Here is a 22,559-nt window from a genome sequence, read left to right as displayed (position 1 = left end):
GACAGCTTTTTTTATATTTATAGTGCTACGGGTGTCGATATATTAAAAAAATAGCTGATATAAATTGAATTACGCTTGTACTTTGTTAGAGAAGGTGATCAGTGAAACGTTTTTCTGAAATTTGTAGAGATATCTTTACTTATAACTGGAAAATATTTATAATTAAAGTAAAGATATCTTTACTTTCGAAGGTGGAGCCTATGGGTGTGAAAAATAAAATAAAAGAGTTAAGAAAGCAACATCATATAACACAAGTGGAAATGGCAAAGGCGATGCAGGTGACACGGCAGACAATCGTGGCGATTGAAAACCATCATTACAACCCGAGTCTAGAGTTATCCCTAAAAATCGCCAAATATTTTGGGGTGAAGGTGGAGGAAATATTTACGCTAGAGTAAGGGGAGAAAAAATGGAAGATACTAAAAAGTTATTTATCGGTGCGACTTTTGGATTGTTTTTGGGAGACATTGTAGTTCATATTATGAATCCGGCTATACCAATTTTACCGCTCGTAGTGAGTAACGTTTTAGCAATTGTATTTTTGATAGTGTATTCGTATTACAAAAAGCGTAAGTACAAAAAAGAAGAACTTCCAGATATAGATGAGCGAGTAAATGAAAACATAAAAAAGTATGTAAATGTCTCATTTGTATTCGCGTTTCTATTGCTTATTGTTTATATTGTTGCGAGCAAAGCAATAGGTAGAGCTGTTATACCAGTGCAAGAAATATTTATGATATGTAGTTCCTTATTTGCGGGTAATCTCATCATAGGAGTCATGATAGGAAAACGGGCATAGAGATAGGAGGAATGAAAAATGCAAGATGAGTTTGAGAGATTTCAGTCGGATAAAGCGTTTAAATATGTAGGATTATTTTTTACGATTAGTTTAGCGATATGGAGTTTATATAATTTAATTGTTGATGGAAATGCTGGTATGCCGTTTGTTTTATTTGTACTAGGGCAGTGGGTGTATTTTCTTGTGAACTATTGGCCGAAGTGGAAATATAGAAATCAAAAAGAGGTCGATCATGTATGAGTAAGCGAGATGTTATACGGTTCATAGGAAGTTTGTTTTTAGCGGGTCTTGTTTTAAATGTGAGTTTAATGATTTTAAGCATTTCGTGGGGAACTATTTTTATATCGAATGTAGCACTAGTCATTTTATATAGTATTGCTGAATATAGAGAACAGAAGCGTTTGAAAGAAGAGGGAGTACCGTCAATTGATGAGCGAGTTGTGAACAAGATGAAGTCATATTTTACGATTAGTATTACAAGCTTCGTGTTCTTGTTCATTATGTATCTTTGTGTAAATAAGTATGTAGATAGGCAAGCAGTACATGTAAATGAGTTATTATATATTGCTATTTTTGGTTTATTAATAAGTATGGCATCGACGAGTGTGTTAGCAACAAGGAATAGATAGAAAAAGGGGAACTGGGATGGGATTACCGGTGTTATGTGTCGCTACGGCTATTTTTGCTTTGTTTTGGGGAATGCAGAACTTCTCTCGTTATCCAGTGCCAAGTATTTGTATTATGCTCGGTACTGTAGGTTTATCATATTATTTATTAGTTTCAGCTCATTATCATAAAACAGCAACGAGTGTTGTTGTTGGAGCACTTATTTTATTTTGTGGGCGCGCTATACAAAAGGGATTATTTCCGTAAAAGCTGTTTATACAAAGAGTATAAATAGCTTTTTGTATTTTTTTTACAAAAGTCTTGAAAGTTACGTAACGTCATCTTTTATAATGAAGGGGAAGAGGTGATAGTAGTGATTTCAATACAACAATTGACGAAAGAGACAGGGATAACAGTACGTACATTACGTTATTATGATCAAATAGATTTATTAAAGCCGAGCGGGAAAACGGAGGGTGGACATCGGTTATATAGTGAAATTGATGTCATTCGACTACAACAAATTTTGTTTTTAAAGGAAATGGGATTTTCATTAAAAGAGGCTGCGAATATGTTAGTAAAAGGTGAGGTTAACTTAAAGGATTCTCTTGAAAAACAACTTCGATTTGTACAGGAAGAACAAAAGAAATTTAATCGAATGGAGCGTGTTTTACAAGCTGTTGTTTATTCGGTAGATGTGGAGGGAGAACTTGATTGGAAAGTTATGTTTGAACTTATTCAGCTTTCGAAACAGTCGTCTCGTATACGTGAAATATTTCAAAATGAAGTATTTTCAAAGGAAGAACAAAAATTGCTTCATAACTTGCCGAATATGAGTGAAGAAGATCCGAATGTTTTAGAATGGGTAGATTTATTAAAGCAATTACGTACTTTTATGAAAGACGGTAAAGAAGCCGCGAGTGATGAGGTACAAGGGGCAACGAAGAGCTTAATGCAGAAGTGTTTAGAAATGGCCAATGGTGACGAAGCGTTTTTAGATAAGTTATGGGAAGTTAGAAAATCGAAGGAAGATTCACAGAAAATGAGCATGTATCCAATTGAAGAAGAACTTTTATTATATATGGATGAAGCTTTTCGTATATATGATGAAAAGGAGAGGGATAAATGAGTATACTTGCAGAATATCGTTGGTACTTTTTAATTGGGGCAGAGATTGTATTTTGGTTATCGGCTATCGGTTTCTTTTTACTTCGTTACGGATTCCGTTTGAAAAAGGCAAGTTTTATTATGGGGATTGTACTCCTCGTAAATGAAGTGTTTATTTTAACTTTAGGGGTAGTGGACTATTATCAAACAGGGAAGTTCTCTAATTTTCAAATCATTACTGTAATTATCTTATTGTATGCAGTTTTCTACGGGAAAAAGGATTTGAAGAAGCTTGATATATTTGCGCAAAAGCTAGTTGCGAAATGGCGGAATGAACCGGCGCCTATTATTGAAGAACAGGTAGAATTAACAGGTATGGCCTATGCGAAGCAGGAAATAAAAAATTGGATATTGCATCTTGTTTTATTCGTTGTTGTGCATATTTTCTTTTTCTTTCTGTACGGTTTTGTCCCGTTTGAACAATGGGGTAATTGGTTAGAAACGGGGATTGTTTTAAATAAAGCAGCGAGTCGTGTTAGCCAAGTTTGGGCGATTATATTTTTAGTGGATACAGTTATTTCATTTTCATATGTTCTTTTCCCGAAGAAGGAGAAAGGAAAAGAGAAGCTACTTTCGTAGAGGAAAGTAGCTTTTTCTAGTATACCAATAGTTTGTATAGGAGAGGATGACAATAGGAAAAACAGGTTTTATATGCTTATTTCTCTTTAGTTTAGTAGCATGCTCACAATCTAACATTACAATTGATAAGAAGAATGATGTTGTTGTAAAGGGAACAGAAATTTCTAATCTAGATAAATTTGAAAAGTTCGTTTTGAATGTGGAACAAGGGGAAGTTGATAAAATAAGAATTGTACATTATACACATGAAGGTGATCCGGTTTTTCAAACGTTAGAGTATAGTGGGACAGATATAATTCATATATTAGATAATAGGCAAGATCGATTTGCTGGTAATCATACAGATATAGATGAAGATAGCTGTAAAAGGATTGTTAAAGAGCAGCGTGAATTACAAACGGCTTATAGGTTAATAGACTGTGTGAATGAAAATGGGCGCAATGGATATGATTTATTATATGTACCTAAAAAATAGAGTTAGTAGAGGAAGGAAGTTTTGGCTCCTTCCTTTTTCTATGTATATATTGTCGAAAGTTTTACCGAATATCTGTTCGTTTTCTTGGTTTTTTTATGAGCATTCGTGGTAAAATGGGAATACAGATTTTTTACGAGGAGGTCGGTTTTGTTTGGAACATCAATTTGAAATTATTTCAGCGTATTCCCCGCAAGGTGATCAGCCGGTAGCTATAGAGAAGCTTGTAGAGGGAATTAATAGTGGAAAGAAAAAGCAAGTGTTGCTTGGAGCGACAGGAACGGGTAAGACATTTACGATTTCAAATGTCATTAAAGAGGTGCAGAAGCCAACACTTGTCATGGCTCATAATAAAACGTTAGCAGGACAGTTATATAGTGAGCTGAAAGATTTTTTTCCGAATAATGCAGTTGAATATTTTGTTAGTTATTACGATTATTATCAGCCAGAAGCGTATGTGCCGCAAACAGATACGTTTATTGAAAAAGATGCGCAGATTAATGATGAAATCGATAAATTGCGTCACTCAGCAACATCTGCACTATTTGAACGGGATGATGTGATTATTGTTGCGAGTGTTTCTTGTATATACGGTTTAGGTTCTCCAGAAGAATACCGCGAGTTAGTTGTTTCACTTAGAGTTGGTATGGAAAAGGACCGCAATCAATTGCTTCGTGAACTTGTTGATGTACAGTATGGACGTAATGACATTGATTTCAAGCGTGGTACATTCCGTGTGCGCGGAGATGTAGTTGAAATCTTCCCAGCATCACTTGATGAGCATTGTATTCGAATTGAATTTTTCGGCGATGAAATCGATCGTATTCGCGAAGTAAATGCGTTAACAGGTGAAGTATTAGCAGAACGTGATCATGTAGCAATCTTCCCAGCATCTCACTTCGTTACACGTGAGGAAAAAATGAAGGTCGCTATTGAAAATATCGAAAAAGAATTAGAAGAGCGTTTAAAGGAATTAAATGATAATGGCAAGTTGTTAGAAGCGCAGCGTATAGAGCAACGTACACGTTATGATTTAGAAATGATGCGTGAGATGGGCTTTTGTTCAGGGATTGAAAATTATTCCCGTCATTTGACACTTCGTCCAGCGGGGGCAACGCCATATACGTTATTAGACTATTTCCCGGAAGATTTCTTAATCGTTATGGATGAGTCGCACGTATCAGTACCGCAAGTAAGAGCGATGTATAACGGGGACCAAGCACGTAAACAAGTGCTTGTAGATCATGGATTCCGTCTGCCATCAGCTTTAGATAATAGACCGCTTACGTTTGATGAGTTTGAAGGGAAAACGAATCAAGTTATTTACGTTTCAGCAACGCCAGGACCGTACGAGTTAGAGCAGGCACCGGAAGTAATAGAACAAATTATTCGTCCAACAGGGCTTTTAGATCCACCAATTGATATACGACCAATTGAAGGGCAAATTGATGATTTATTAGGAGAAATTCAAGATCGCATTGCAAAAAATGAACGTGTATTAATTACAACTTTAACGAAGAAGATGTCAGAGGATTTAACAGACTACTTAAAAGATGTAGGAATTAAAGTGAACTATCTTCACTCTGAAATTAAAACGTTAGAACGTATTGAAATTATCCGTGATCTTCGCCTTGGTAAGTTTGACGTACTTGTCGGTATTAACTTATTACGAGAAGGATTAGATATTCCAGAAGTATCACTTGTAGCTATTTTAGATGCTGATAAGGAAGGGTTCTTGCGTTCAGAGCGTTCATTAATTCAAACAATCGGTCGTGCAGCACGTAATGAAAACGGCCGCGTTATTATGTATGCAGATCGTATAACAAGATCAATGGGAATTGCAATTGAAGAAACGCAGCGTCGTCGTACTATACAAGAAGCTTACAATAAAGAGCATGGTATTACGCCGAAAACGATTCAAAAAGGTGTGCGTGATGTTATCCGTGCAACGACAGCTGCTGAAGAGCCGGAAATGTATGAAGCGGCACCAGCTAAGAAGATGACGAAAAAAGAGCGTGAAAAGACAATTGCGAAGATGGAAGCAGAGATGAAAGAAGCAGCAAAAGCGTTAGATTTCGAGCGTGCAGCTGAATTGAGAGATTTACTATTAGAATTAAAAGCGGAAGGGTGAAAAGAGTGAGCGTGAGTAAGGATTTTATTGTTGTAAAAGGTGCTAGAGCACATAACTTAAAAAATATTGATGTAACCATTCCGAGAAATCAGCTTGTTGTTGTAACGGGATTGTCTGGTTCAGGGAAGTCATCATTAGCGTTTGATACGATTTATGCAGAAGGGCAGCGCAGATACGTAGAATCGTTATCTGCGTATGCGCGCCAGTTTTTAGGACAAATGGATAAGCCAGATGTAGATACGATTGAAGGATTGTCACCAGCGATTTCAATCGATCAAAAAACGACGAGTCGTAATCCTCGTTCAACAGTTGGAACGGTCACAGAGATTTATGATTATTTACGTTTATTATTTGCGCGAATTGGTACGCCGATTTGTCCGAATCATGGCATTGAAATTACGTCACAAACAGTAGAGCAAATGGTAGACCGTGTACTTGAATATCCTGAACGTACGAAATTACAAGTGTTAGCTCCTATCGTTTCTGGGCGTAAAGGTGCGCACGTGAAAGTGCTTGAAGATATTAAGAAGCAAGGGTATGTTCGTGTACGTGTTGATGGTGAAATGCTTGATGTATCTGAAGATATTGCGTTAGATAAAAATAAGAAGCATTCTATCGAAGTTGTAATTGACCGTATTGTTGTAAAAGAAGGGATTGCAAGCCGTCTTGCGGATTCTCTTGAAAGTGCATTAAAGCTTGGCGGGGGCCGAGTGTTAATTGATGTAATGGGAGAAGAGGAACTTCTATTTAGTGAACATCATGCTTGTCCGCATTGTGGTTTTTCAATCGGAGAATTAGAGCCGCGCATGTTCTCATTCAACAGTCCATTCGGGGCGTGTCCTTCTTGTGATGGACTTGGTTCAAAGTTAGAGGTGGATTTAGAACTTGTCATTCCGAATTGGGATTTATCATTAAATGAACATGCGATTGCGCCTTGGGAGCCGACAAGCTCACAATATTACCCACAGCTTTTACAATCTGTATGTAATCATTACGGCGTTGATATGGATATGCCTGTGAAAGATATACCGAAAGATTTATTTGATAAAGTGTTGTACGGAAGCGGTGAAGAGAAAGTTTATTTCCGCTATGTAAATGAATTTGGTCAAGTAAAGGAAAATGAGATTTTATTTGAAGGTGTTATTCCAAATATCGAACGTCGTTATCGTGAAACGAGTTCTGATTATGTCCGTGAGCAAATGGAAAAGTATATGGCAGAGCAAGCTTGTCCGAAGTGTAAAGGTGGACGCTTAAAGCCTGAGAGTTTAGCTGTTTTCGTTGGTGATAAAACGATTGCTGATGTAACGAAGTATTCTGTTCAAGAAGTACAGGAATTCTTCTCGAATGTGGAGCTAACGGAGAAACAACGAACAATTGCTCATTTAATTTTAAGAGAAATCCAGGAGCGCGTTGGATTCTTAGTGAACGTCGGTTTAGATTATTTAACGTTAAGTCGTGCTGCAGGAACTTTATCAGGTGGTGAGGCGCAGCGTATTCGTTTAGCGACACAAATCGGTTCTCGTCTTACTGGCGTACTTTACATTCTTGATGAGCCTTCAATCGGTTTGCATCAGCGCGATAACGATCGTCTTATTCGCACATTGCAAGAAATGCGCGATTTAGGAAATACGTTAATTGTCGTTGAGCATGATGAAGACACAATGATGGCTGCTGATTATTTACTTGATATCGGACCTGGTGCAGGTATTCACGGTGGCCAAGTTGTATCAGCGGGTACACCAGCTGAAGTGATGCAAGATGAGAATTCGCTAACAGGGAAGTATTTAAGCGGTAAAGAGTTTATTCCGGTTCCACTTGAAAGACGTAAGGGTGACGGACGTAAAGTGGAAATTGTCGGTGCAAAAGAGAATAACTTAAAAAATGCAAAGATGTCATTCCCGCTTGGTACGTTTGTAGCGATAACGGGTGTATCTGGTTCCGGTAAAAGTACGATGATTAATGAAGTACTATATAAATCATTAGCGCAAAAGTTATATAAAGCGAAAGCGAAGCCAGGTACTCATAAAGAAATTAAAGGTCTTGAGCATTTAGATAAAGTAATCGATATTGATCAATCGCCAATCGGGCGTACACCACGTTCTAATCCAGCGACGTATACAGGTGTATTCGATGATATTCGTGATGTGTTTGCACAAACGAATGAAGCGAAAGTGCGTGGATATCAAAAAGGACGTTTCAGCTTTAATGTAAAAGGTGGACGTTGTGAAGCGTGCCGTGGTGATGGAATTATTAAAATCGAAATGCACTTCTTACCAGACGTATACGTTCCGTGTGAAGTTTGTCATGGTAAACGTTATAACCGCGAAACGTTAGAAGTGAAGTATAAAGATAAGAACATTTCTGAAGTGTTAGGGATGACAATTGAAGATGGAGTAGAGTTCTTCGCTAATATCCCAAAAATTAAGCGTAAACTTCAAACGCTTGTAGATGTAGGGCTTGGTTATATGAAATTAGGACAGCCAGCTACTACGTTATCTGGAGGAGAAGCACAGCGCGTGAAATTAGCTTCTGAATTACACCGTCGTTCTACTGGGCGTACGTTATATATTTTAGATGAGCCAACGACTGGTTTGCATGCACATGATATCGCGCGTCTTCTAGAAGTGCTGCAACGCCTTGTTGAAAGTGGCGAGACAGTTCTTGTTATTGAACATAATTTAGATGTAATTAAAACAGCTGACTATATCGTTGATCTTGGACCAGAGGGCGGAGATAAAGGTGGGCAAATCGTTGCCTCAGGAACGCCAGAGCAAGTAGTAAAAGAAGAGCGTTCGTATACAGGTAAGTATTTAAAAGAGATTTTAAATCGCGATAAAGCAAGAATGAAAGAGAAAATAAAAGAAGTAGAATTATCACAATAAGTGTATTCATAAAAACCGAGTGGGAATGACACTCGGTTTTTATTTTATCCCGCTATTTGTGGGCAACCCGATTGGTTTAACTAATAATCAGTGGGGATGAACAAAATCCCCACTGATTAAAAATTCGCTTTATAGGGGGGAGAAGATGGAGTTTATAGATGTTTTAAGAAAGAAAAACATGAAGGTAAGAGAGTTTCAAAGTTGGGGTGTATATTTTCGCAAGCGCTGGGAGGATCATTTTGCAAATCATTTAAGTGATGAGGAAAAAGAAGATATTTTCCTGTATGGAGATAAGTATGCATGTGGGTATCTTTGGCACATATTTAGTTATGAGAAAAAGAAGTGTTTAGAGGGTGAAGAAGCGGAGAACGCGTTTCATAATGAAGTGAAAAAGAATTGTTACATATTCTATCAACATTGTGAGGAAGTCATACTAATAACGGATGCGAGTTTATTACATATGGATGATATATTACGGGAGACGGATGATGCATATAAAGGTGATATCTATATTGTAGACAAAGATTTCACTTGGACCTTTGTGAAAACTCATGAACATAGATGGTGTGGCCCTTATTTTGCGGGGGAAATGTTAGTAGGTATACAAGCATGAAGAGTAGAATAAATTGATATAAGTGTTCGTATGATACTTGCGTTTATTATCTATTAGCGTATGATGAAATATATATGTCAAAAGGATGTGTAAGAAAATGAGATGGATTGTATCACTTCTTGTAAATAGCATTGTGTTAATCGCTGTATCGGGACTTTTAAAAGGGATTGCACCAGACGCGTTTTACGTAGCAAATATACAGACTGCAATTATTGCGAGTATTATTTTGGCTGTTTTAAATGTGTTCGTAAAACCGTTTTTAATTTTAATTACGCTACCGATTACTCTTGTAACTTTCGGGTTCTTCTTAATTGTTATTAATGCGATTACGTTAAAAATAGCAGATTCATTATTAGGAGATGCATTTAATATATCAGGGTTTGGTGTAGCAATCGTTGCGGCAATTTGTATTTCAATTTTTAATATGATTATTGAAAAGGCAATTGTGGAGCCGCTATATGAAAAAAAGAGAAAATGACAAAAAGAAAAACATTTCATGATGTATATGAAATGTTTTTTTCTATTTATTAGAAACCGTATTTCTTGTTTCCAGAAAAAAATGGTACAATATCCGGTAGAATGGAATTTTACATCAAATGAGACTGAACCCGCAGCGGAGTGGAGGTTTATACATATGCCGAAAGTAAGGACGAAAGATTTAATTGAACAATTTCAATTGGAGTTAATAAGTGGTGAAGAAGGAATTCATCGTCCGATTGATACAAGTGATTTATCACGACCTGGAATTGAAATGGCAGGATTTTTCACATATTATCCAGCTGATCGCGTGCAGCTTCTTGGAAAGACGGAGCTTACGTTCTTTGACACATTAACGTCAGAGCAAAAGCAAGAGAGAATGAAAGCGCTTTGTACTGAGGAGACGCCATGTATCATTATAACTCGTAATCAAGATGTACCAGATGAGTTATTACAAGCATCACGTGAATCAGGCATGCCTTTATTACGTTCTGCTCAAACGACAACAAGATTATCAAGTCGTTTAACAAATTATTTAGAAGGTAAGTTAGCACCAACAACAGCTGTACATGGTGTGTTAGTAGATATTTACGGTGTTGGTGTTTTAATTACAGGTCAAAGTGGTGTCGGTAAAAGTGAGACAGCTCTTGAGCTTGTAAAACGTGGTCACCGTCTTGTTGCGGATGATAGTGTAGAAATTCGCCAAGAAGATGAAGACACATTAGTAGGAAGCTCACCAGATTTAATTGAGCATTTATTAGAAATTCGTGGTCTAGGTATCATTAACGTTATGACGTTATTCGGTGCAGGGGCAGTGCGAAATTATAAGCGTATTACACTTGTTATTAATCTTGAAATTTGGGATCAAAAGAAAAATTACGATCGCTTAGGTCTTGATGAAGAGAAGATGAAGATTATTGATACAGAGCTTACGAAGATTACACTTCCAGTTCGTCCTGGTCGAAACTTGGCTGTTATTATTGAAGTAGCAGCGATGAACTTCCGTTTAAAACGTATGGGAGTCAATGCAGCACAACAGTTCTCTGAACGATTAATGAGTGCGATTGAGTTAGGAAATCAGGAGTAAACTTTGGAGAGGGGGGTCATACATATGCTGTTAGGTTCTGTACCACAGCTTGACCGTGTAGCGATTCAACTTGGGCCGTTTCCTGTATATTGGTACGGGATTATTATCGGTACAGGCGTGCTATTAGGTCTTTGGCTAGCAACTCGCGAGGGAGAAAGACTAGGTATTCCAAAAGATACATTTGTTGACCTTGTATTAATTGCAGTACCGATCGCTATTCTATTTGCGAGAATGTACTATGTTATTTTTGAATGGGAATATTACGCGCAAAACCCGAGTCAAATTATTAATATTCGTCAAGGTGGCTTGGCGATTCATGGTGGTTTAATCGGGGCTGTTATTACAGGGATTCTTTTTGCGAAACGACGCGGGGTTTCATTCTGGAAGTTGGCTGATATTGCTGCGCCAAGTATTTTACTAGGACAAGCAATTGGTCGATGGGGAAACTTTATGAACCAAGAGGCGCATGGTGATGAAGTAACGAGACAGTTTTTAGAAGGACTTCATTTACCGGATTTCATTATTAATCAAATGTATATTGAGGGTGTTTACTATCACCCAACGTTTTTATATGAATCATTATGGAATTTTACAGGTGTCATTTTATTACTTGCATTACGAAAAGTGAATTTACGACGCGGGGAATTATTCTTCACATATTTAATTTGGTATTCAATAGGGCGCTTCTTCGTAGAAGGCTTACGTACAGATAGTTTAATGTTAGGACCACTTCGTATCGCACAAGTAATGTCAATTGGACTTGTTGTTATTTCTATTATTTTCATTATCGTGAGACGAAAAATGGGGCAAGCTGATAAAAGATATTCGGAAAATTAGAGAAAAGTAGCATCTTATTATAAGGTGCTGCTTCTTTCATATTCAGGAAAGAGAAGGGACTAAGACAATGAGAATAAATACAGTGTTATTTGATTTAGATGGAACTTTAATTAATACAAACGAACTTATTATTTCTTCTTTTTTACATACGTTACATACATATTATCCAAATCAATATAAGCGTGAAGATGTATTGCCATTTATCGGCCCTTCTTTACATGATACTTTCAGCAAGATTAATGAAAACAAGGTTGAAGAGATGATTACATGTTATCGTCAATTTAACCATGATCATCACGATGAATTAGTAGAAGAATATGAAACTGTATATGAAACAGTTCAAGAGTTGAAGAAGCAAGGCTATAAAGTTGGTATTGTTACAACGAAAGCGAGACAAACAGTTGAGATGGGATTAAGGTTATCAAAGCTTGATGAATTTTTTGATGTTGTCGTGACAATTGATGATGTAGAGCATGTGAAACCACATCCAGAACCACTTCAAAAAGCGCTTGAGTTATTAGATGCGAAACCGGAAGAAGCATTGATGGTTGGGGATAACCATCATGATATTGTTGGTGGACAAAATGCGGGTACGAAAACAGCTGCTGTCTCATGGACGTTGAAAGGTAGAGCGTATTTAGAGGCTTACAAGCCGGACTTTATGCTAGATAAAATGAGTGATTTGCTACCGATTTTGTCTAATATGAACCGTTTATAAAGGTCCAAGTAAGTTAGTAGGGGTGTATTTCCCTACTAACTTACAGTTTCACTTTTTAGTAGAGGAGCGAGTTAAGTGCGACGGACAACGCGCTATCCTGTTTCGGGAGAAAATTCATTATGGAATGTGTATAAAACAGTGTCTTTTTGGAAGGTAATGAAAAACTTTATTATTATCCAAATTGCGCGTTATACACCATTTTTATCCGTCAAGAATTGGTTGTACCGTACATTTTTACGGATGAAAGTCGGAAAGAAAACATCAATTGCGCTTATGGTAGTGCCGGATATTATGTTCCCAGAAAAGATAACTGTGGGAGAGAATTCAATTATCGGCTATAATACAACGCTTTTAGCACATGAATATTTAATTCGCGAATATCGACTTGGAGAGATCTTCATAGGAAATGAAGTGATGATTGGAGCAAATACAACTATATTACCAGGTGTGGAAATTGGGGATGGTGCGATTATTTCAGCTGGCACACTTGTTCATAGAGATGTACCAAGCGGCGCTTTCGTGGGTGGAAATCCAATGCGTGTTATTTATACGAAAGAAGAAATGGATGCTAGAGAAGGTTGATGCTAAAAATGTAACATTTCTCTTCTTTTTTAATGAATAAAAAGGAAATAATTGAGTATAATATACTGTTTTGTTTTTTACGGAATCGTTTATACTTATAGATAGAAGAATGTGTGAACGAAGAAAACAAAAAATTGGAGGATATATGGGGAAAAATCAAGGAATATATAAGGAGAACGGACAAGTTATCTCTTTTAATCAATTAGCGGACTTCTTTTATAAAAAAGGGATGAGAGCTTACAAAGGGCAAAAATTGCAAGATGCAATTAAATATTTTCGAAGAGCGGCACAAAGTGAGAAGGAGCCGTTTATTTTATGCCAATTAGCAACAGTATTATCTGAGGCTGGTGAATATCAAGAGTCGAATCAAATCTTCTTTAAGCTTGTTAGATCTAATCCAGAACTTGAACAATGCTATTATTTTATTGCAAATAATTATGCATATATGGGGCTATTTCAGCAGGCGAAAAAGTATGCGGATCGCTATTTAGAAGTTGCAGAAGAGAAGGAATTTGTAGAAGATACATTAGAATTACTTGAAATTATGGAAGAAGAAGCGATGGGTGAGGAAGAGATTGAGGATGAAGATGATCTAATTGTTATGCAAGAAGAAGCGAATCGTTATATTCGTAACGGACAATTGGAAGAAGCAATTGCTACATTGGAAATTGTTACAAAAGATTATCCGGAATTTTGGTCGGGTCATAATAATTTAGCCATTGCACATTTTCAATCTGGTAATGTAGATAAAGCTCTGAAGTTAACGGAAATGATTTTAGAGAAAAATCCTGGTAATATACATGCGCTTTGTAATACGCTTATTTTCCTATATTCAATTGGAGAGCATAAACAAGTAGAAGCGTTAGCGGAGCAGTTAGTTTCAGTATATCCGATTTCGTTCGAGCATCGTTTGAAACTTGGAACGACACTTGCAACAATTGGTCATTTTGAGCCTGCATATAAATGGTTCAAAGTATTAAAGCGTCAAGGATATGAGGGAGACGTTAGTTTTTATTATTGGTTTGCATATTCTGCTTATATGGTGAAAGATCAGCAAGTAGCTGAAAAAATGTGGCAGCATGTTGTAGAATTGCACCCTGATAAAAAGGGAAAAGAACCGTGGAATGCGCTGAATTTAGCAGATGAAGGACAAAACGTATTATTTGAAGAATTACGAAAATCATTTCAACAAAGTGCGACGCTAGAGGAACAAATGCTAGCTTTATATTTAATGAATGAATTGTCAACGCCAGAGAAGGTGGGATTCTTCTTTGATGTAACGCAGGCGAAGAACGGTGTTCCAATCGTATCGCAACTTGCAAAGTATTTCTTTTTACTTAATAGCCATAAGAGCATTCCAGCTGATTTACAGCAATTTGAACAGTGCGCGCAAATTGCGGATGCTTTATATAATTATACGAAAAAAGATGATGAATTAATCGAAGAGTGTTTACAATTTTGGTTTTGTACGTTCATACGTTTATATACATCTGGGGCAGTTTTTACAAATGTATACGGCTGGTCAGCTGCGGTTGAATATATTGTACGCAGCGAACAAGGAAATAAGATGACACAGTCGGAGCTTGGGGATGTATATAATGTATCTGTAGCGACTGTTCGAAAGTATGTGCAGGCTGTTAAACGTACGCACACATAGGGTAAGCAAATCATTGGGAAAAAAATGATGCTAACAGTATAATGAGGGTAACTTAATTGTGTAGGAATGAATAGGAGTGAATAGTGTGTCAGAAGAAAAAATTTATGATGTCATTATTATTGGTGCAGGACCAGCTGGTATGACAGCTGCAGTATATACATCTCGTGCGAATTTAAGCACATTAATGCTTGAGCGTGGTATCCCAGGTGGCCAAATGGCAAATACAGAAGATGTAGAGAACTATCCAGGTTATGAGTCTATTTTAGGACCAGACTTATCAAATAAAATGTTCGAGCATGCGAAGAAATTTGGTGCTGAATATGCATACGGTGATGTGAAAGCAGTCATTGATGGTAAAGAATACAAAACAATTATTGCTGGTAAAAAAGAATATAAAGCACGTGCAATTATCGTTGCAAGCGGTGCAGAGTATAAAAAAATTGGTGTGCCAGGCGAAGCAGAACTTGGCGGCCGTGGTGTATCATATTGTGCAGTATGTGATGGAGCTTTCTTTAAAGGGAAAGAACTTGTAGTTATTGGTGGTGGAGATTCTGCTGTTGAAGAGGGTGTATTCTTAACACGCTTCGCATCAAAGGTAACAATCGTTCACCGTCGTGACACTCTTCGTGCACAGAAAATTTTACAAGATCGTGCTTTCCAAAACGAGAAAGTTGATTTCATTTGGAATCACACTATAAAAGAAATTAACGATGCAAATGGTAAAGTGGGAAGCGTAACACTTGTAGACGTAAACAGTGGAGAAGAGAAAGAAGTCAAAACTGATGGAGTGTTCATATATATCGGTATGTTACCACTATCAAAACCATTTGTTGAACTAGGTATTACAAATGAAAATGGTTACCTTGAAACAAATGAGCGTATGGAAACGAAAGTTCCTGGTATTTTCGCAGCTGGAGATGTTCGTGAAAAAATGCTACGTCAAATTGTAACGGCAACAGGTGATGGTAGTATCGCAGCACAAAGTGCACAACATTACGTAGAAGAATTATTAGAAGAACTAAAAACTGTATCAGAAAAATAAGGGATAATATGCCTTTTGAGAAGAAAGCTACCGATAGGAGCTTTCTTCTTTTTTTATGAAAATGTCAAAGTTTTGTCAAAAAATATTAGGATTATAAGCTTTCTTATTGATATACTGGACTTTACGGAAAAAATCACTATAAGAAATGAGGAATTTATTCAGTATGGAATGGCGTAATATATACCGTGGATTTTGTATGGGTGTTAGTGATTTAATTCCTGGTGTGAGCGGCGGTACAATCGCTGTTGTGTTAGGGATTTATGAACAATTACTTGCAGCAATTAGTGGATTCTTTAGTCGTGAATGGAAAAAACATTTAGGATTTTTAATTCCCCTTGCAGCTGGTGTGGCAGCAGCGTTTTTAACGTTAAGTCACGTTATTAAATATTTACTTGCGAATCATTATGAACCGACTCAATTTTTCTTCCTCGGTTTAATTATTAGTATATTACCGATGTTAATGAGAGAAGCTGATGCAAAGTCGTCGTTTAAAGGTAAGCACATTGTTTTATTAATAGTTGCAGCCATTCTTGTTGCAATCACAGCTTTCTTTAAACCAGATAAGGCAGCAGATCCAATTACGACGTTAACAATTTTAAATGCAATTGGTTTATTTTTCGCGGGCTGGATGGCTAGTATGGCTATGTTGCTTCCTGGAATTAGCGGATCATTTATTTTATTAATTATTGGTGTGTATCCGACAGCAATTAATGCTTTAACTACACTGAACTTACCTTTAATCGTAGTTATCGGTGCTGGTGTTATGGCGGGGTTTGTTGTAAGTAGTAAAGGAATTAGTTTCTTGTTAGATCGTTATAAAAGTATGACATTTGCGGCAATTATTGGACTTGTTATCGGCTCGATTGTAATTGTGTTCCCTGGTATTCCAACTGGAGGATTTTCAATTATAAGTTCAATTATTACCTTTATTTTAGGATTTGCGATTGTTACTTATTTCGGTAAGAAATAAGGACTTTAATCCCCTTGGCGATAAAAATCGTTAAGGGGATTTTTCATGCTATTCATTGAAAGTGTAGGCATTTACATTGCTTGTTCTAAAAAGCTTTTTTAAAATTGTTGAGTAGCATGTGCTTAGCGAAAGAGGACTGGCTCCTTCGTTGTAGCAAACTGTTTTTGATAGTATAATGAAATGAGTATGCAGTGAGAAATTTACTGCAAGTAGCTGAGGTGAAGAAACATGCAAAGAGTGACAAACTGTGTGTTAATTAGAGATAATGAAGTACTCTTACTCCAAAAACCTCGCCGAAATTGGTGGGTTGCACCAGGCGGGAAAATGGAGCGTGGTGAGACAGTAAGAGATTCCGTTGTTCGCGAGTATCGTGAAGAAACAGGTATTTATTTAAAGAACCCAGCGTTAAAAGGGGTCTTCACCTTTGTCATCCAAGAAGGTGATAAAGTTGTTTCTGAATGGATGATGTTCTCCTTTTTAGCGACAGATTTTGCAGGAGAAAACAAACTAGAGAGCGAAGAAGGCATCATTGGTTGGCATACATTTGACAAAATTGATGATTTAGCAATGGCACCAGGAGATTATCACATTATTGATTATTTAATTAAAGGAAATGGCATAATCTACGGTACATTTGTATATACCCCAGATTTTGAGTTGCTTTCATATCGATTAGATCCGAGTTAAACCGTCAAGGAGAGGATACGATGACAGAGAATAATGATATAAAAATGGTAATTATTACAGGAATGTCTGGAGCTGGAAAGACAGTAGCTTTACAAAGTTTTGAAGATTTAGGATATTTCTGTGTAGATAATTTACCACCGATGTTATTGCCGAAGTTTATTGAACTTATGGCGGATTCAAAAGGGAAAATGAATAAAGTAGCACTTGGCGTTGATTTACGTGGCCGAGAGTTTTTCGAACATTTATGGGGAGCACTTGATGATTTATCAGAACGTACATGGATTATTCCTCATATTTTATTCTTAGATGCGAAAGATGGCACGCTTGTAACTCGTTATAAAGAAACGAGACGTTCGCATCCACTTGCACCAACTGGTTTGCCGTTAAAGGGAATCGAGATGGAGCGTGGCTTATTAACTGATATGAAGGCACGAGCGAATATTGTGCTGGATACATCGGATTTAAAACCGAAAGAATTACGTGAAAAAATTGTTCATCTGTTTTCAACTGAAACTGAGCAAGCATTTCGTGTAAATGTTATGTCATTTGGATTTAAGTACGGTATTCCAATTGATGCAGATTTAGTATTTGATGTTCGTTTTTTACCAAATCCATATTACATTCCACATATGAAGCCATTAACAGGACTAGATGAAGAAGTTTCATCGTATGTGCTGAAATTTAATGAGACACATAAGTTTTTAGAAAAATTGACGGATCTTATTACTTTCATGCTGCCTCATTATAAAAGAGAAGGCAAGAGTCAACTTGTAATTGCAATTGGATGTACAGGTGGACAGCATCGTTCTGTTACGCTTACAGAATACCTTGGGAAACATTTGAAACCAGAGTATAGCGTTCATGTATCTCATCGTGATGTGGAGAAGAGAAAGGGCCATTAAGGGATGAAAAAAGAGAGAAAACCTAAAATTGTTATCATGGGAGGCGGTACTGGACTCTCTGTTTTATTAAGAGGATTAAAACAATATCCGGTTGATATTACAGCAGTTGTTACAATCGCTGATGATGGTGGCAGTTCAGGTAGATTACGTGATGAGCTCGAAATTCCACCCCCAGGTGACATTCGTAACGTACTTGTTGCGTTATCAGATGTAGAGCCGCTGGTGGAAGCTTTATTTCAGCATCGTTTCACAACGGGAGACGGGCTGAAAGGTCATGCGTTAGGAAATTTATTATTAGCGGGTATGACCTCGATTACAGGAGACTTCTTCCATGCGATTACGGAAACGAGTAAAGTGTTAAATGTCAGAGGACGTGTGTTACCGGCAGCGAACCAAAGTGCGGTACTTCATGCGGAACTAGAAGATGGAGAAATTGTAACAGGTGAATCAAAGATTCCTTATTCTGGGAAGAAGATTAACCGCGTCTTTTTAACTCCAGAAGATGTAGAGCCGTTACATGAAACGTTGGCTGAGATTAAACGAGCTGATTTACTTGTTTTTGGTCCAGGAAGTTTGTATACGAGTATATTACCGAATTTAGTTGTTAACAAAATCGGGGATGCTGTTCTTGCTGCAAAAGCGAAGAAGGTATATGTGTGTAATGTTATGACGCAAGCTGGTGAAACGATGGGATATACTGCGTTTGACCATGTGCAGGCGTTACATGATCATTTAGGTAAACCATTTATTGATACTGCAATTGTAAATAACCGTGATATTCCTTGTGAATTACGTCAGTTATATGAGGAAGAAATGTCGGCACCAGTTGTAGTAGATGAAGAACGTTTTACAGAGAGCAATATTGATGTCATTCAAGATCAATTAGCGAAGTATGATGATCGTGTTGTAAGGCACGATACATTAAAACTAGCTTCTATTTTATATTCACTGTTGTAGATGTGCGTTGCCTCGTTTGAGGTAACGCTCATCATTTCATATAGGACAAGATTTTTGTTCCAAAGTAATCGTATAAGGAGGTGTTGACTGTGTCATTTGCATCAGAAACAAAGAAAGAGCTAACGAATCTTGAGGTGAAGGAATGCTGTGAGAAAGCAGAATTATCAGCGTTACTTCGAATGAACGGATCGCTTTCTTTTTCAAACCGTCGTCTATCTATCGATATTCAAACGGAGAATGCGGCAATCGCAAGAAGGATTTATACGCTTTTGAAAAAAGGATATGACGTGACGGTAGAATTACTTGTTCGTAAAAAAATGCGATTGAAGAAAAATAATGTATATATTGTGCGGCTTGTTGAGAAGTCTCGCGAAATATTAGCTGATCTTCATATTGTTCGAGACGACTTTTCGTTAATTCGAAATATATCCCAGGAATTAATCGAGAAGAAATGTTGTAAACGATCGTATTTACGAGGTGCATTTTTAGCAGGTGGTTCAGTAAATAACCCAGAAACATCATCTTATCATTTAGAGGTCTTTTCGTTATATAAGGAACATAATGATGCTATATGTGAATTGATGAACGGATTTGATTTAAATAGTAAGACGTTGGAAAGAAGAAAAGGGTACATTACGTATTTGAAAGAAGCAGAAAAGATTACGGAGTTTTTAAATATTATAGGCGCTCATAATGCACTTTTAAGATTTGAAGACATTCGAATCGTTCGCGATATGCGTAATTCAGTAAATCGTTTAGTGAACTGCGAAACAGCCAATTTAAATAAAACAATTGGTGCAGCGCTAAGGCAGATTGAAAATATCCGTTATATTGATGAGACAGTTGGTCTTGATATATTACCAGATAAACTGCGAGAAATTGCACAATTACGAAGAGATTATCAAGATGTAACATTGAAAGAGTTAGGCGAGATGGTATCCGGGGGGAAAATTAGTAAATCGGGTATTAATCATCGTTTGCGTAAAATCGATGAGATTGCAGAGAAATTACGCGCGGGGGAAGCGGTAGCAAAAAAATAAGAGGTTAAAGGGGAAATGGAGCTGTGGTTCAAAAACGAGTTAAGGTTTCATTAAAAAACGGTTTACAAGCACGTCCGGCTGCGTTGTTTGTACAAGAGGCCAATCGCTTTCATGCGGATATCTTCATCGAGAAAGATGGAAAGACAGTGAATGCAAAGAGCATAATGGGGATTATGAGCTTAGCAATTGGAACTGGTAGCATGATAACAATTACAACAGAAGGTTCAGATGCAGAAGAAGCTTTAGAAGCATTAGCTGCATATATACAATAAGAAGCTATCGCGCATGTGCGATAGCTTTTTTGTTTTGTTGTTTGGTGTTTGTTGTTGGCGGTCGGGTATGTAGGCGGTGCATGCTTGTCGAGGATTGTCGGTAAGTCGATAAGTTGTGTCGAATCGTCGATATATTTGAAAAATCGCTGATATATTTAGAAGGATACTAGCTGGGGTATGCACGTGCGGAGGTTTAATCATAAAAAAAGCGCCCTGTAAGAGGGCGCTTCCGCTTTTAGTTATATCCAGCTCCAGCGGCTAGAATCTCCGGTCGTTTCGCTTTTACATTCGAGGCAAAAAGCGCCTCGGATGTAAAAGCTCCATCGCCCTGCGATTCTGAACGAGCCGCTTCCGCTTTTAAGCATTAACGATTTGTAAAGATCTTATCGATTAAGCCGTATTCTAGAGCTCTTTCAGCTGTCATGAAGTTGTCGCGGTCTGTGTCGCGTTGTAGTACTTCAAGTGGTTGACCTGTGCGGTCAGCAAGAATTTGGTTTAGTTTTTCACGTAAGAATAGGATACGTTTTGCAGCAATTTCGATTTCAGTCGCTTGACCTTGTGCTCCGCCAAGTGGTTGGTGAATCATTACTTCACTGTTTGGAAGTGCATAACGTTTTCCTTTTTCACCTGCTGCAAGTAAGAATGCACCCATAGATGCAGCCATACCGATACAGATTGTTGATACTTGTGGTTTAATAAATTGCATTGTATCGTAAATTGCCATACCTGCTGTGATAGAACCACCAGGGCTATTGATGTAGATGTGAATATCTTTTTCTGGATCTTGAGATTCCAAGAATAAAAGCTGGGAAACGATTGAGTTAGCTACGTTGTCATCAATTGCACTACCAAGCATAATGATGCGGTCTTTTAATAGTCGAGAGTAAATATCGTAAGCGCGTTCTCCACGATTTGTTTGTTCAATTACTGTAGGAATTAAATTCATCTGTTATTTCCTCCTTCTAAAGCTTTCTTAGTCTTATAATACAATTATGGTCAATAAAGGTCAAACGAAACCACTTTAAATCAAAAAAATATGTAGTTGTACCATGAATTATTCGCTATGTTTTTGAAATTCCCTGCTTATGTATCTTCAACATCATAACCGAATTACATAAATTTAAACGTCATGAAATCTGTAGTAAAAAGAAAAGAACGCCTTTTTACTGAAGCGTTCTTGTGATATCTATTCTTTTAAAAGATAGGTTACTTTATTTAAAATCTTTTCGATGTGTTTCGCGTTTTTACTATACATTTCGCTTGCTGATTTCGACTTTGTTTCTAGGGAAAATAGTTCAAGATCAGCATGACATTTTTTTAAAGATGCTAATAATAAAGGCTTGTTTTGAGGAGAAGGCATTTGTAGTTTGTCATTATAAATGTCGATAGTAAGTTGTCCGTATGAATCCACTTGACCGAGAAAGACATTTTCAATAACAACACCGAGCTTTTCTAGTTCAGAATGTAACCAAGCACGGTTATGTCCACTAGAGGATAGAGGCTCATCTAAGACATTGCCATCCATAATAACAGTTTGCGGTTCTTTTTCATTTGGTACTTTTAACCCGATGTCTTTTGCTGTAAGTGGCTGAGAGTCTTTCTTTAATAATACATTTAAATCTCCGCTCGGTTCTAAGACAGCAAATTCGACTTCAGCTATACTGAATGCACCATTCCCTCTAAGAAGTTCAAGTAACTCATCACTTGTATATTTTTCTTTCTTTAGATTATCCTCAAGTACTTTGCCATCCTTTATTAAAACTGTAGATTTCCCTTCAAAAAAATCTCTAGCAGTTTTGTTTTTTAGGGAGAGAATTCCGACAAAAAAGGGTACTGAGGCGAAAATAAGTATGGCAAAGACACCATGGAAAAATTTTTGATCAAGCCCTGTAGCTATTTGAGCGGCGATATCACCGATTGTCATTCCTGCTATGTATTCAAAAAAGGAAAGCTGAGAGATTTGCCTTTTTCCTAAACACTTTGTAATAGTGAATAAAATGATTAATATGAATACAGAGCGAAGAATGACAAGTGTCCATTCCGGCAGGTGAGACATAGTCATTTCCTCCAGTCTACTTAAAA

26 protein-coding genes are annotated in these 22,559 nt (G+C 37.2%); 24 read left to right on the top strand and 2 right to left on the bottom strand.

Annotated elements, in window-relative coordinates; all coding sequences use genetic code 11:
* Positions 1–200 precede the first annotated feature (200 nt).
* The 24 genes from JDS82_RS16560 to JDS82_RS16445 all read left to right on the top strand — a co-directional run bounded on the left by JDS82_RS16560 (position 201) and on the right by JDS82_RS16445 (position 20,477).
* On the top strand, positions 201–398 hold the full coding sequence (locus JDS82_RS16560; RefSeq protein WP_000538359.1) for a helix-turn-helix transcriptional regulator: 198 nt from the start codon (positions 201–203) through the stop codon (positions 396–398).
* Positions 399–409: 11 nt separating this feature from the next.
* The gene (locus JDS82_RS16555; protein ID WP_199713603.1) at positions 410–799 is read left to right on the top strand and encodes a hypothetical protein; all 390 of its coding nucleotides are present in this window, start codon (positions 410–412) and stop codon (positions 797–799) included.
* An 18-nt stretch (positions 800–817) separates the two neighbouring features.
* A complete protein-coding gene (locus JDS82_RS16550; RefSeq protein WP_029440982.1) occupies positions 818–1,039 on the top strand; it encodes a hypothetical protein in 222 nt (73 codons plus the stop codon).
* Complete coding sequence (locus tag JDS82_RS16545) at positions 1,036–1,428, top strand: hypothetical protein (RefSeq protein WP_000043932.1); 393 nt, start codon at positions 1,036–1,038, stop codon at positions 1,426–1,428. The genes JDS82_RS16550 and JDS82_RS16545 overlap by 4 nt, the downstream gene beginning before the upstream one ends.
* A gap of 16 nt (positions 1,429–1,444) precedes the next feature.
* Positions 1,445–1,672: a hypothetical protein gene (locus JDS82_RS16540; RefSeq protein ID WP_046955580.1), complete on the top strand. Its 228-nt coding sequence runs from the start codon at positions 1,445–1,447 to the stop codon at positions 1,670–1,672.
* Positions 1,673–1,772: 100 nt separating this feature from the next.
* Positions 1,773–2,534 (top strand): MerR family transcriptional regulator, encoded by a 762-nt coding sequence (locus JDS82_RS16535; RefSeq protein ID WP_033658957.1) that lies wholly within the window; start codon positions 1,773–1,775, stop codon positions 2,532–2,534.
* On the top strand, positions 2,531–3,151 hold the full coding sequence (locus tag JDS82_RS16530; RefSeq protein WP_000025204.1) for a hypothetical protein: 621 nt from the start codon (positions 2,531–2,533) through the stop codon (positions 3,149–3,151). The genes JDS82_RS16535 and JDS82_RS16530 overlap by 4 nt, the downstream gene beginning before the upstream one ends.
* Before the next feature lie 46 nt (positions 3,152–3,197).
* Complete coding sequence (locus JDS82_RS16525; protein WP_000152011.1) at positions 3,198–3,626, top strand: DUF4362 domain-containing protein; 429 nt, start codon at positions 3,198–3,200, stop codon at positions 3,624–3,626.
* A 151-nt stretch (positions 3,627–3,777) separates the two neighbouring features.
* Positions 3,778–5,754 (top strand): excinuclease ABC subunit B, encoded by a 1,977-nt coding sequence (uvrB, locus tag JDS82_RS16520; RefSeq protein ID WP_000400992.1) that lies wholly within the window; start codon positions 3,778–3,780, stop codon positions 5,752–5,754.
* An 11-nt stretch (positions 5,755–5,765) separates the two neighbouring features.
* Entirely contained in the window at positions 5,766–8,636 is a 2,871-nt protein-coding gene (uvrA, locus tag JDS82_RS16515) for an excinuclease ABC subunit UvrA (protein ID WP_033658958.1), read from the top strand.
* Positions 8,637–8,781: 145 nt separating this feature from the next.
* On the top strand, positions 8,782–9,249 hold the full coding sequence (locus JDS82_RS16510) for a DUF4275 family protein (RefSeq protein ID WP_000394323.1): 468 nt from the start codon (positions 8,782–8,784) through the stop codon (positions 9,247–9,249).
* 97 nt (positions 9,250–9,346) lie between these two features.
* Positions 9,347–9,727 (top strand): phage holin family protein, encoded by a 381-nt coding sequence (locus tag JDS82_RS16505; RefSeq protein ID WP_001267305.1) that lies wholly within the window; start codon positions 9,347–9,349, stop codon positions 9,725–9,727.
* A 156-nt stretch (positions 9,728–9,883) separates the two neighbouring features.
* Positions 9,884–10,813 carry an HPr(Ser) kinase/phosphatase gene (gene hprK / locus JDS82_RS16500; protein WP_001127247.1) on the top strand — a complete coding sequence of 310 codons (930 nt, stop codon included), beginning with the start codon at positions 9,884–9,886 and terminating at the stop codon, positions 10,811–10,813.
* Between the two features lie 24 nt (positions 10,814–10,837).
* Complete coding sequence (lgt, locus tag JDS82_RS16495) at positions 10,838–11,650, top strand: prolipoprotein diacylglyceryl transferase (RefSeq protein ID WP_199713602.1); 813 nt, start codon at positions 10,838–10,840, stop codon at positions 11,648–11,650.
* A gap of 67 nt (positions 11,651–11,717) precedes the next feature.
* Positions 11,718–12,368 carry a pyrophosphatase PpaX gene (gene ppaX / locus JDS82_RS16490; RefSeq protein ID WP_001222401.1) on the top strand — a complete coding sequence of 217 codons (651 nt, stop codon included), beginning with the start codon at positions 11,718–11,720 and terminating at the stop codon, positions 12,366–12,368.
* 75 nt (positions 12,369–12,443) lie between these two features.
* Complete coding sequence (locus tag JDS82_RS16485) at positions 12,444–12,950, top strand: acyltransferase (RefSeq protein ID WP_001255074.1); 507 nt, start codon at positions 12,444–12,446, stop codon at positions 12,948–12,950.
* Positions 12,951–13,095: 145 nt separating this feature from the next.
* Entirely contained in the window at positions 13,096–14,607 is a 1,512-nt protein-coding gene (locus JDS82_RS16480) for a tetratricopeptide repeat protein (RefSeq protein WP_000517701.1), read from the top strand.
* 85 nt (positions 14,608–14,692) lie between these two features.
* On the top strand, positions 14,693–15,649 hold the full coding sequence (trxB, locus tag JDS82_RS16475) for a thioredoxin-disulfide reductase (protein WP_001288064.1): 957 nt from the start codon (positions 14,693–14,695) through the stop codon (positions 15,647–15,649).
* Between the two features lie 163 nt (positions 15,650–15,812).
* On the top strand, positions 15,813–16,619 hold the full coding sequence (locus tag JDS82_RS16470; protein ID WP_000455195.1) for a DUF368 domain-containing protein: 807 nt from the start codon (positions 15,813–15,815) through the stop codon (positions 16,617–16,619).
* A 228-nt stretch (positions 16,620–16,847) separates the two neighbouring features.
* The gene (locus JDS82_RS16465; protein ID WP_001190080.1) at positions 16,848–17,306 is read left to right on the top strand and encodes an NUDIX hydrolase; all 459 of its coding nucleotides are present in this window, start codon (positions 16,848–16,850) and stop codon (positions 17,304–17,306) included.
* A gap of 20 nt (positions 17,307–17,326) precedes the next feature.
* Positions 17,327–18,208: an RNase adapter RapZ gene (gene rapZ, locus JDS82_RS16460; RefSeq protein WP_000138461.1), complete on the top strand. Its 882-nt coding sequence runs from the start codon at positions 17,327–17,329 to the stop codon at positions 18,206–18,208.
* A 3-nt stretch (positions 18,209–18,211) separates the two neighbouring features.
* Positions 18,212–19,165 (top strand): gluconeogenesis factor YvcK family protein, encoded by a 954-nt coding sequence (locus JDS82_RS16455; protein ID WP_000712182.1) that lies wholly within the window; start codon positions 18,212–18,214, stop codon positions 19,163–19,165.
* Positions 19,166–19,254: 89 nt separating this feature from the next.
* A complete protein-coding gene (gene whiA / locus JDS82_RS16450; RefSeq protein ID WP_000006569.1) occupies positions 19,255–20,205 on the top strand; it encodes a DNA-binding protein WhiA in 951 nt (316 codons plus the stop codon).
* A 23-nt stretch (positions 20,206–20,228) separates the two neighbouring features.
* Positions 20,229–20,477, top strand: coding sequence for an HPr family phosphocarrier protein (locus JDS82_RS16445; RefSeq protein WP_000250305.1), 249 nt, complete (start codon positions 20,229–20,231; stop codon positions 20,475–20,477).
* A gap of 364 nt (positions 20,478–20,841) precedes the next feature.
* Here JDS82_RS16445 and clpP read toward each other — a convergent pair whose 3' ends face one another.
* A complete protein-coding gene (gene clpP / locus JDS82_RS16440) occupies positions 20,842–21,423 on the bottom strand; it encodes an ATP-dependent Clp endopeptidase proteolytic subunit ClpP (RefSeq protein WP_001049163.1) in 582 nt (193 codons plus the stop codon).
* Positions 21,424–21,663: 240 nt separating this feature from the next.
* Positions 21,664–22,533 (bottom strand): DUF421 domain-containing protein, encoded by an 870-nt coding sequence (locus JDS82_RS16435; protein ID WP_064449600.1) that lies wholly within the window; start codon positions 22,531–22,533, stop codon positions 21,664–21,666.
* Positions 22,534–22,559: the final 26 nt, after the last annotated feature.

Source organism: Bacillus cereus group sp. N14 (assembly GCF_016483555.1).
GTDB classification, from domain to species: Bacteria; Bacillota; Bacilli; order Bacillales; family Bacillaceae_G; genus Bacillus_A; species Bacillus_A wiedmannii.
The sequence above is the reverse complement of the archived record's forward strand: the minus strand, read 5'-3'. Positions and strand labels throughout refer to the sequence as shown.

Coding starts and splice junctions, on each gene's coding strand:
- JDS82_RS16560 (WP_000538359.1), top strand. CDS start 201: ATGGGTGTGAAAAATAAAATAAAAGAGTTAAGAAAGCAACATCATATA.
- JDS82_RS16555 (WP_199713603.1), top strand. CDS start 410: ATGGAAGATACTAAAAAGTTATTTATCGGTGCGACTTTTGGATTGTTT.
- JDS82_RS16550 (WP_029440982.1), top strand. CDS start 818: ATGCAAGATGAGTTTGAGAGATTTCAGTCGGATAAAGCGTTTAAATAT.
- JDS82_RS16545 (WP_000043932.1), top strand. CDS start 1,036: ATGAGTAAGCGAGATGTTATACGGTTCATAGGAAGTTTGTTTTTAGCG.
- JDS82_RS16540 (WP_046955580.1), top strand. CDS start 1,445: ATGGGATTACCGGTGTTATGTGTCGCTACGGCTATTTTTGCTTTGTTT.
- JDS82_RS16530 (WP_000025204.1), top strand. CDS start 2,531: ATGAGTATACTTGCAGAATATCGTTGGTACTTTTTAATTGGGGCAGAG.
- JDS82_RS16525 (WP_000152011.1), top strand. CDS start 3,198: ATGACAATAGGAAAAACAGGTTTTATATGCTTATTTCTCTTTAGTTTA.
- JDS82_RS16510 (WP_000394323.1), top strand. CDS start 8,782: ATGGAGTTTATAGATGTTTTAAGAAAGAAAAACATGAAGGTAAGAGAG.
- JDS82_RS16505 (WP_001267305.1), top strand. CDS start 9,347: ATGAGATGGATTGTATCACTTCTTGTAAATAGCATTGTGTTAATCGCT.
- hprK (WP_001127247.1), top strand. CDS start 9,884: ATGCCGAAAGTAAGGACGAAAGATTTAATTGAACAATTTCAATTGGAG.
- lgt (WP_199713602.1), top strand. CDS start 10,838: ATGCTGTTAGGTTCTGTACCACAGCTTGACCGTGTAGCGATTCAACTT.
- ppaX (WP_001222401.1), top strand. CDS start 11,718: ATGAGAATAAATACAGTGTTATTTGATTTAGATGGAACTTTAATTAAT.
- JDS82_RS16480 (WP_000517701.1), top strand. CDS start 13,096: ATGGGGAAAAATCAAGGAATATATAAGGAGAACGGACAAGTTATCTCT.
- JDS82_RS16470 (WP_000455195.1), top strand. CDS start 15,813: ATGGAATGGCGTAATATATACCGTGGATTTTGTATGGGTGTTAGTGAT.
- JDS82_RS16465 (WP_001190080.1), top strand. CDS start 16,848: ATGCAAAGAGTGACAAACTGTGTGTTAATTAGAGATAATGAAGTACTC.
- rapZ (WP_000138461.1), top strand. CDS start 17,327: ATGACAGAGAATAATGATATAAAAATGGTAATTATTACAGGAATGTCT.
- JDS82_RS16455 (WP_000712182.1), top strand. CDS start 18,212: ATGAAAAAAGAGAGAAAACCTAAAATTGTTATCATGGGAGGCGGTACT.
- clpP (WP_001049163.1), bottom strand. CDS start 21,423: ATGAATTTAATTCCTACAGTAATTGAACAAACAAATCGTGGAGAACGC.
- JDS82_RS16435 (WP_064449600.1), bottom strand. CDS start 22,533: ATGTCTCACCTGCCGGAATGGACACTTGTCATTCTTCGCTCTGTATTC.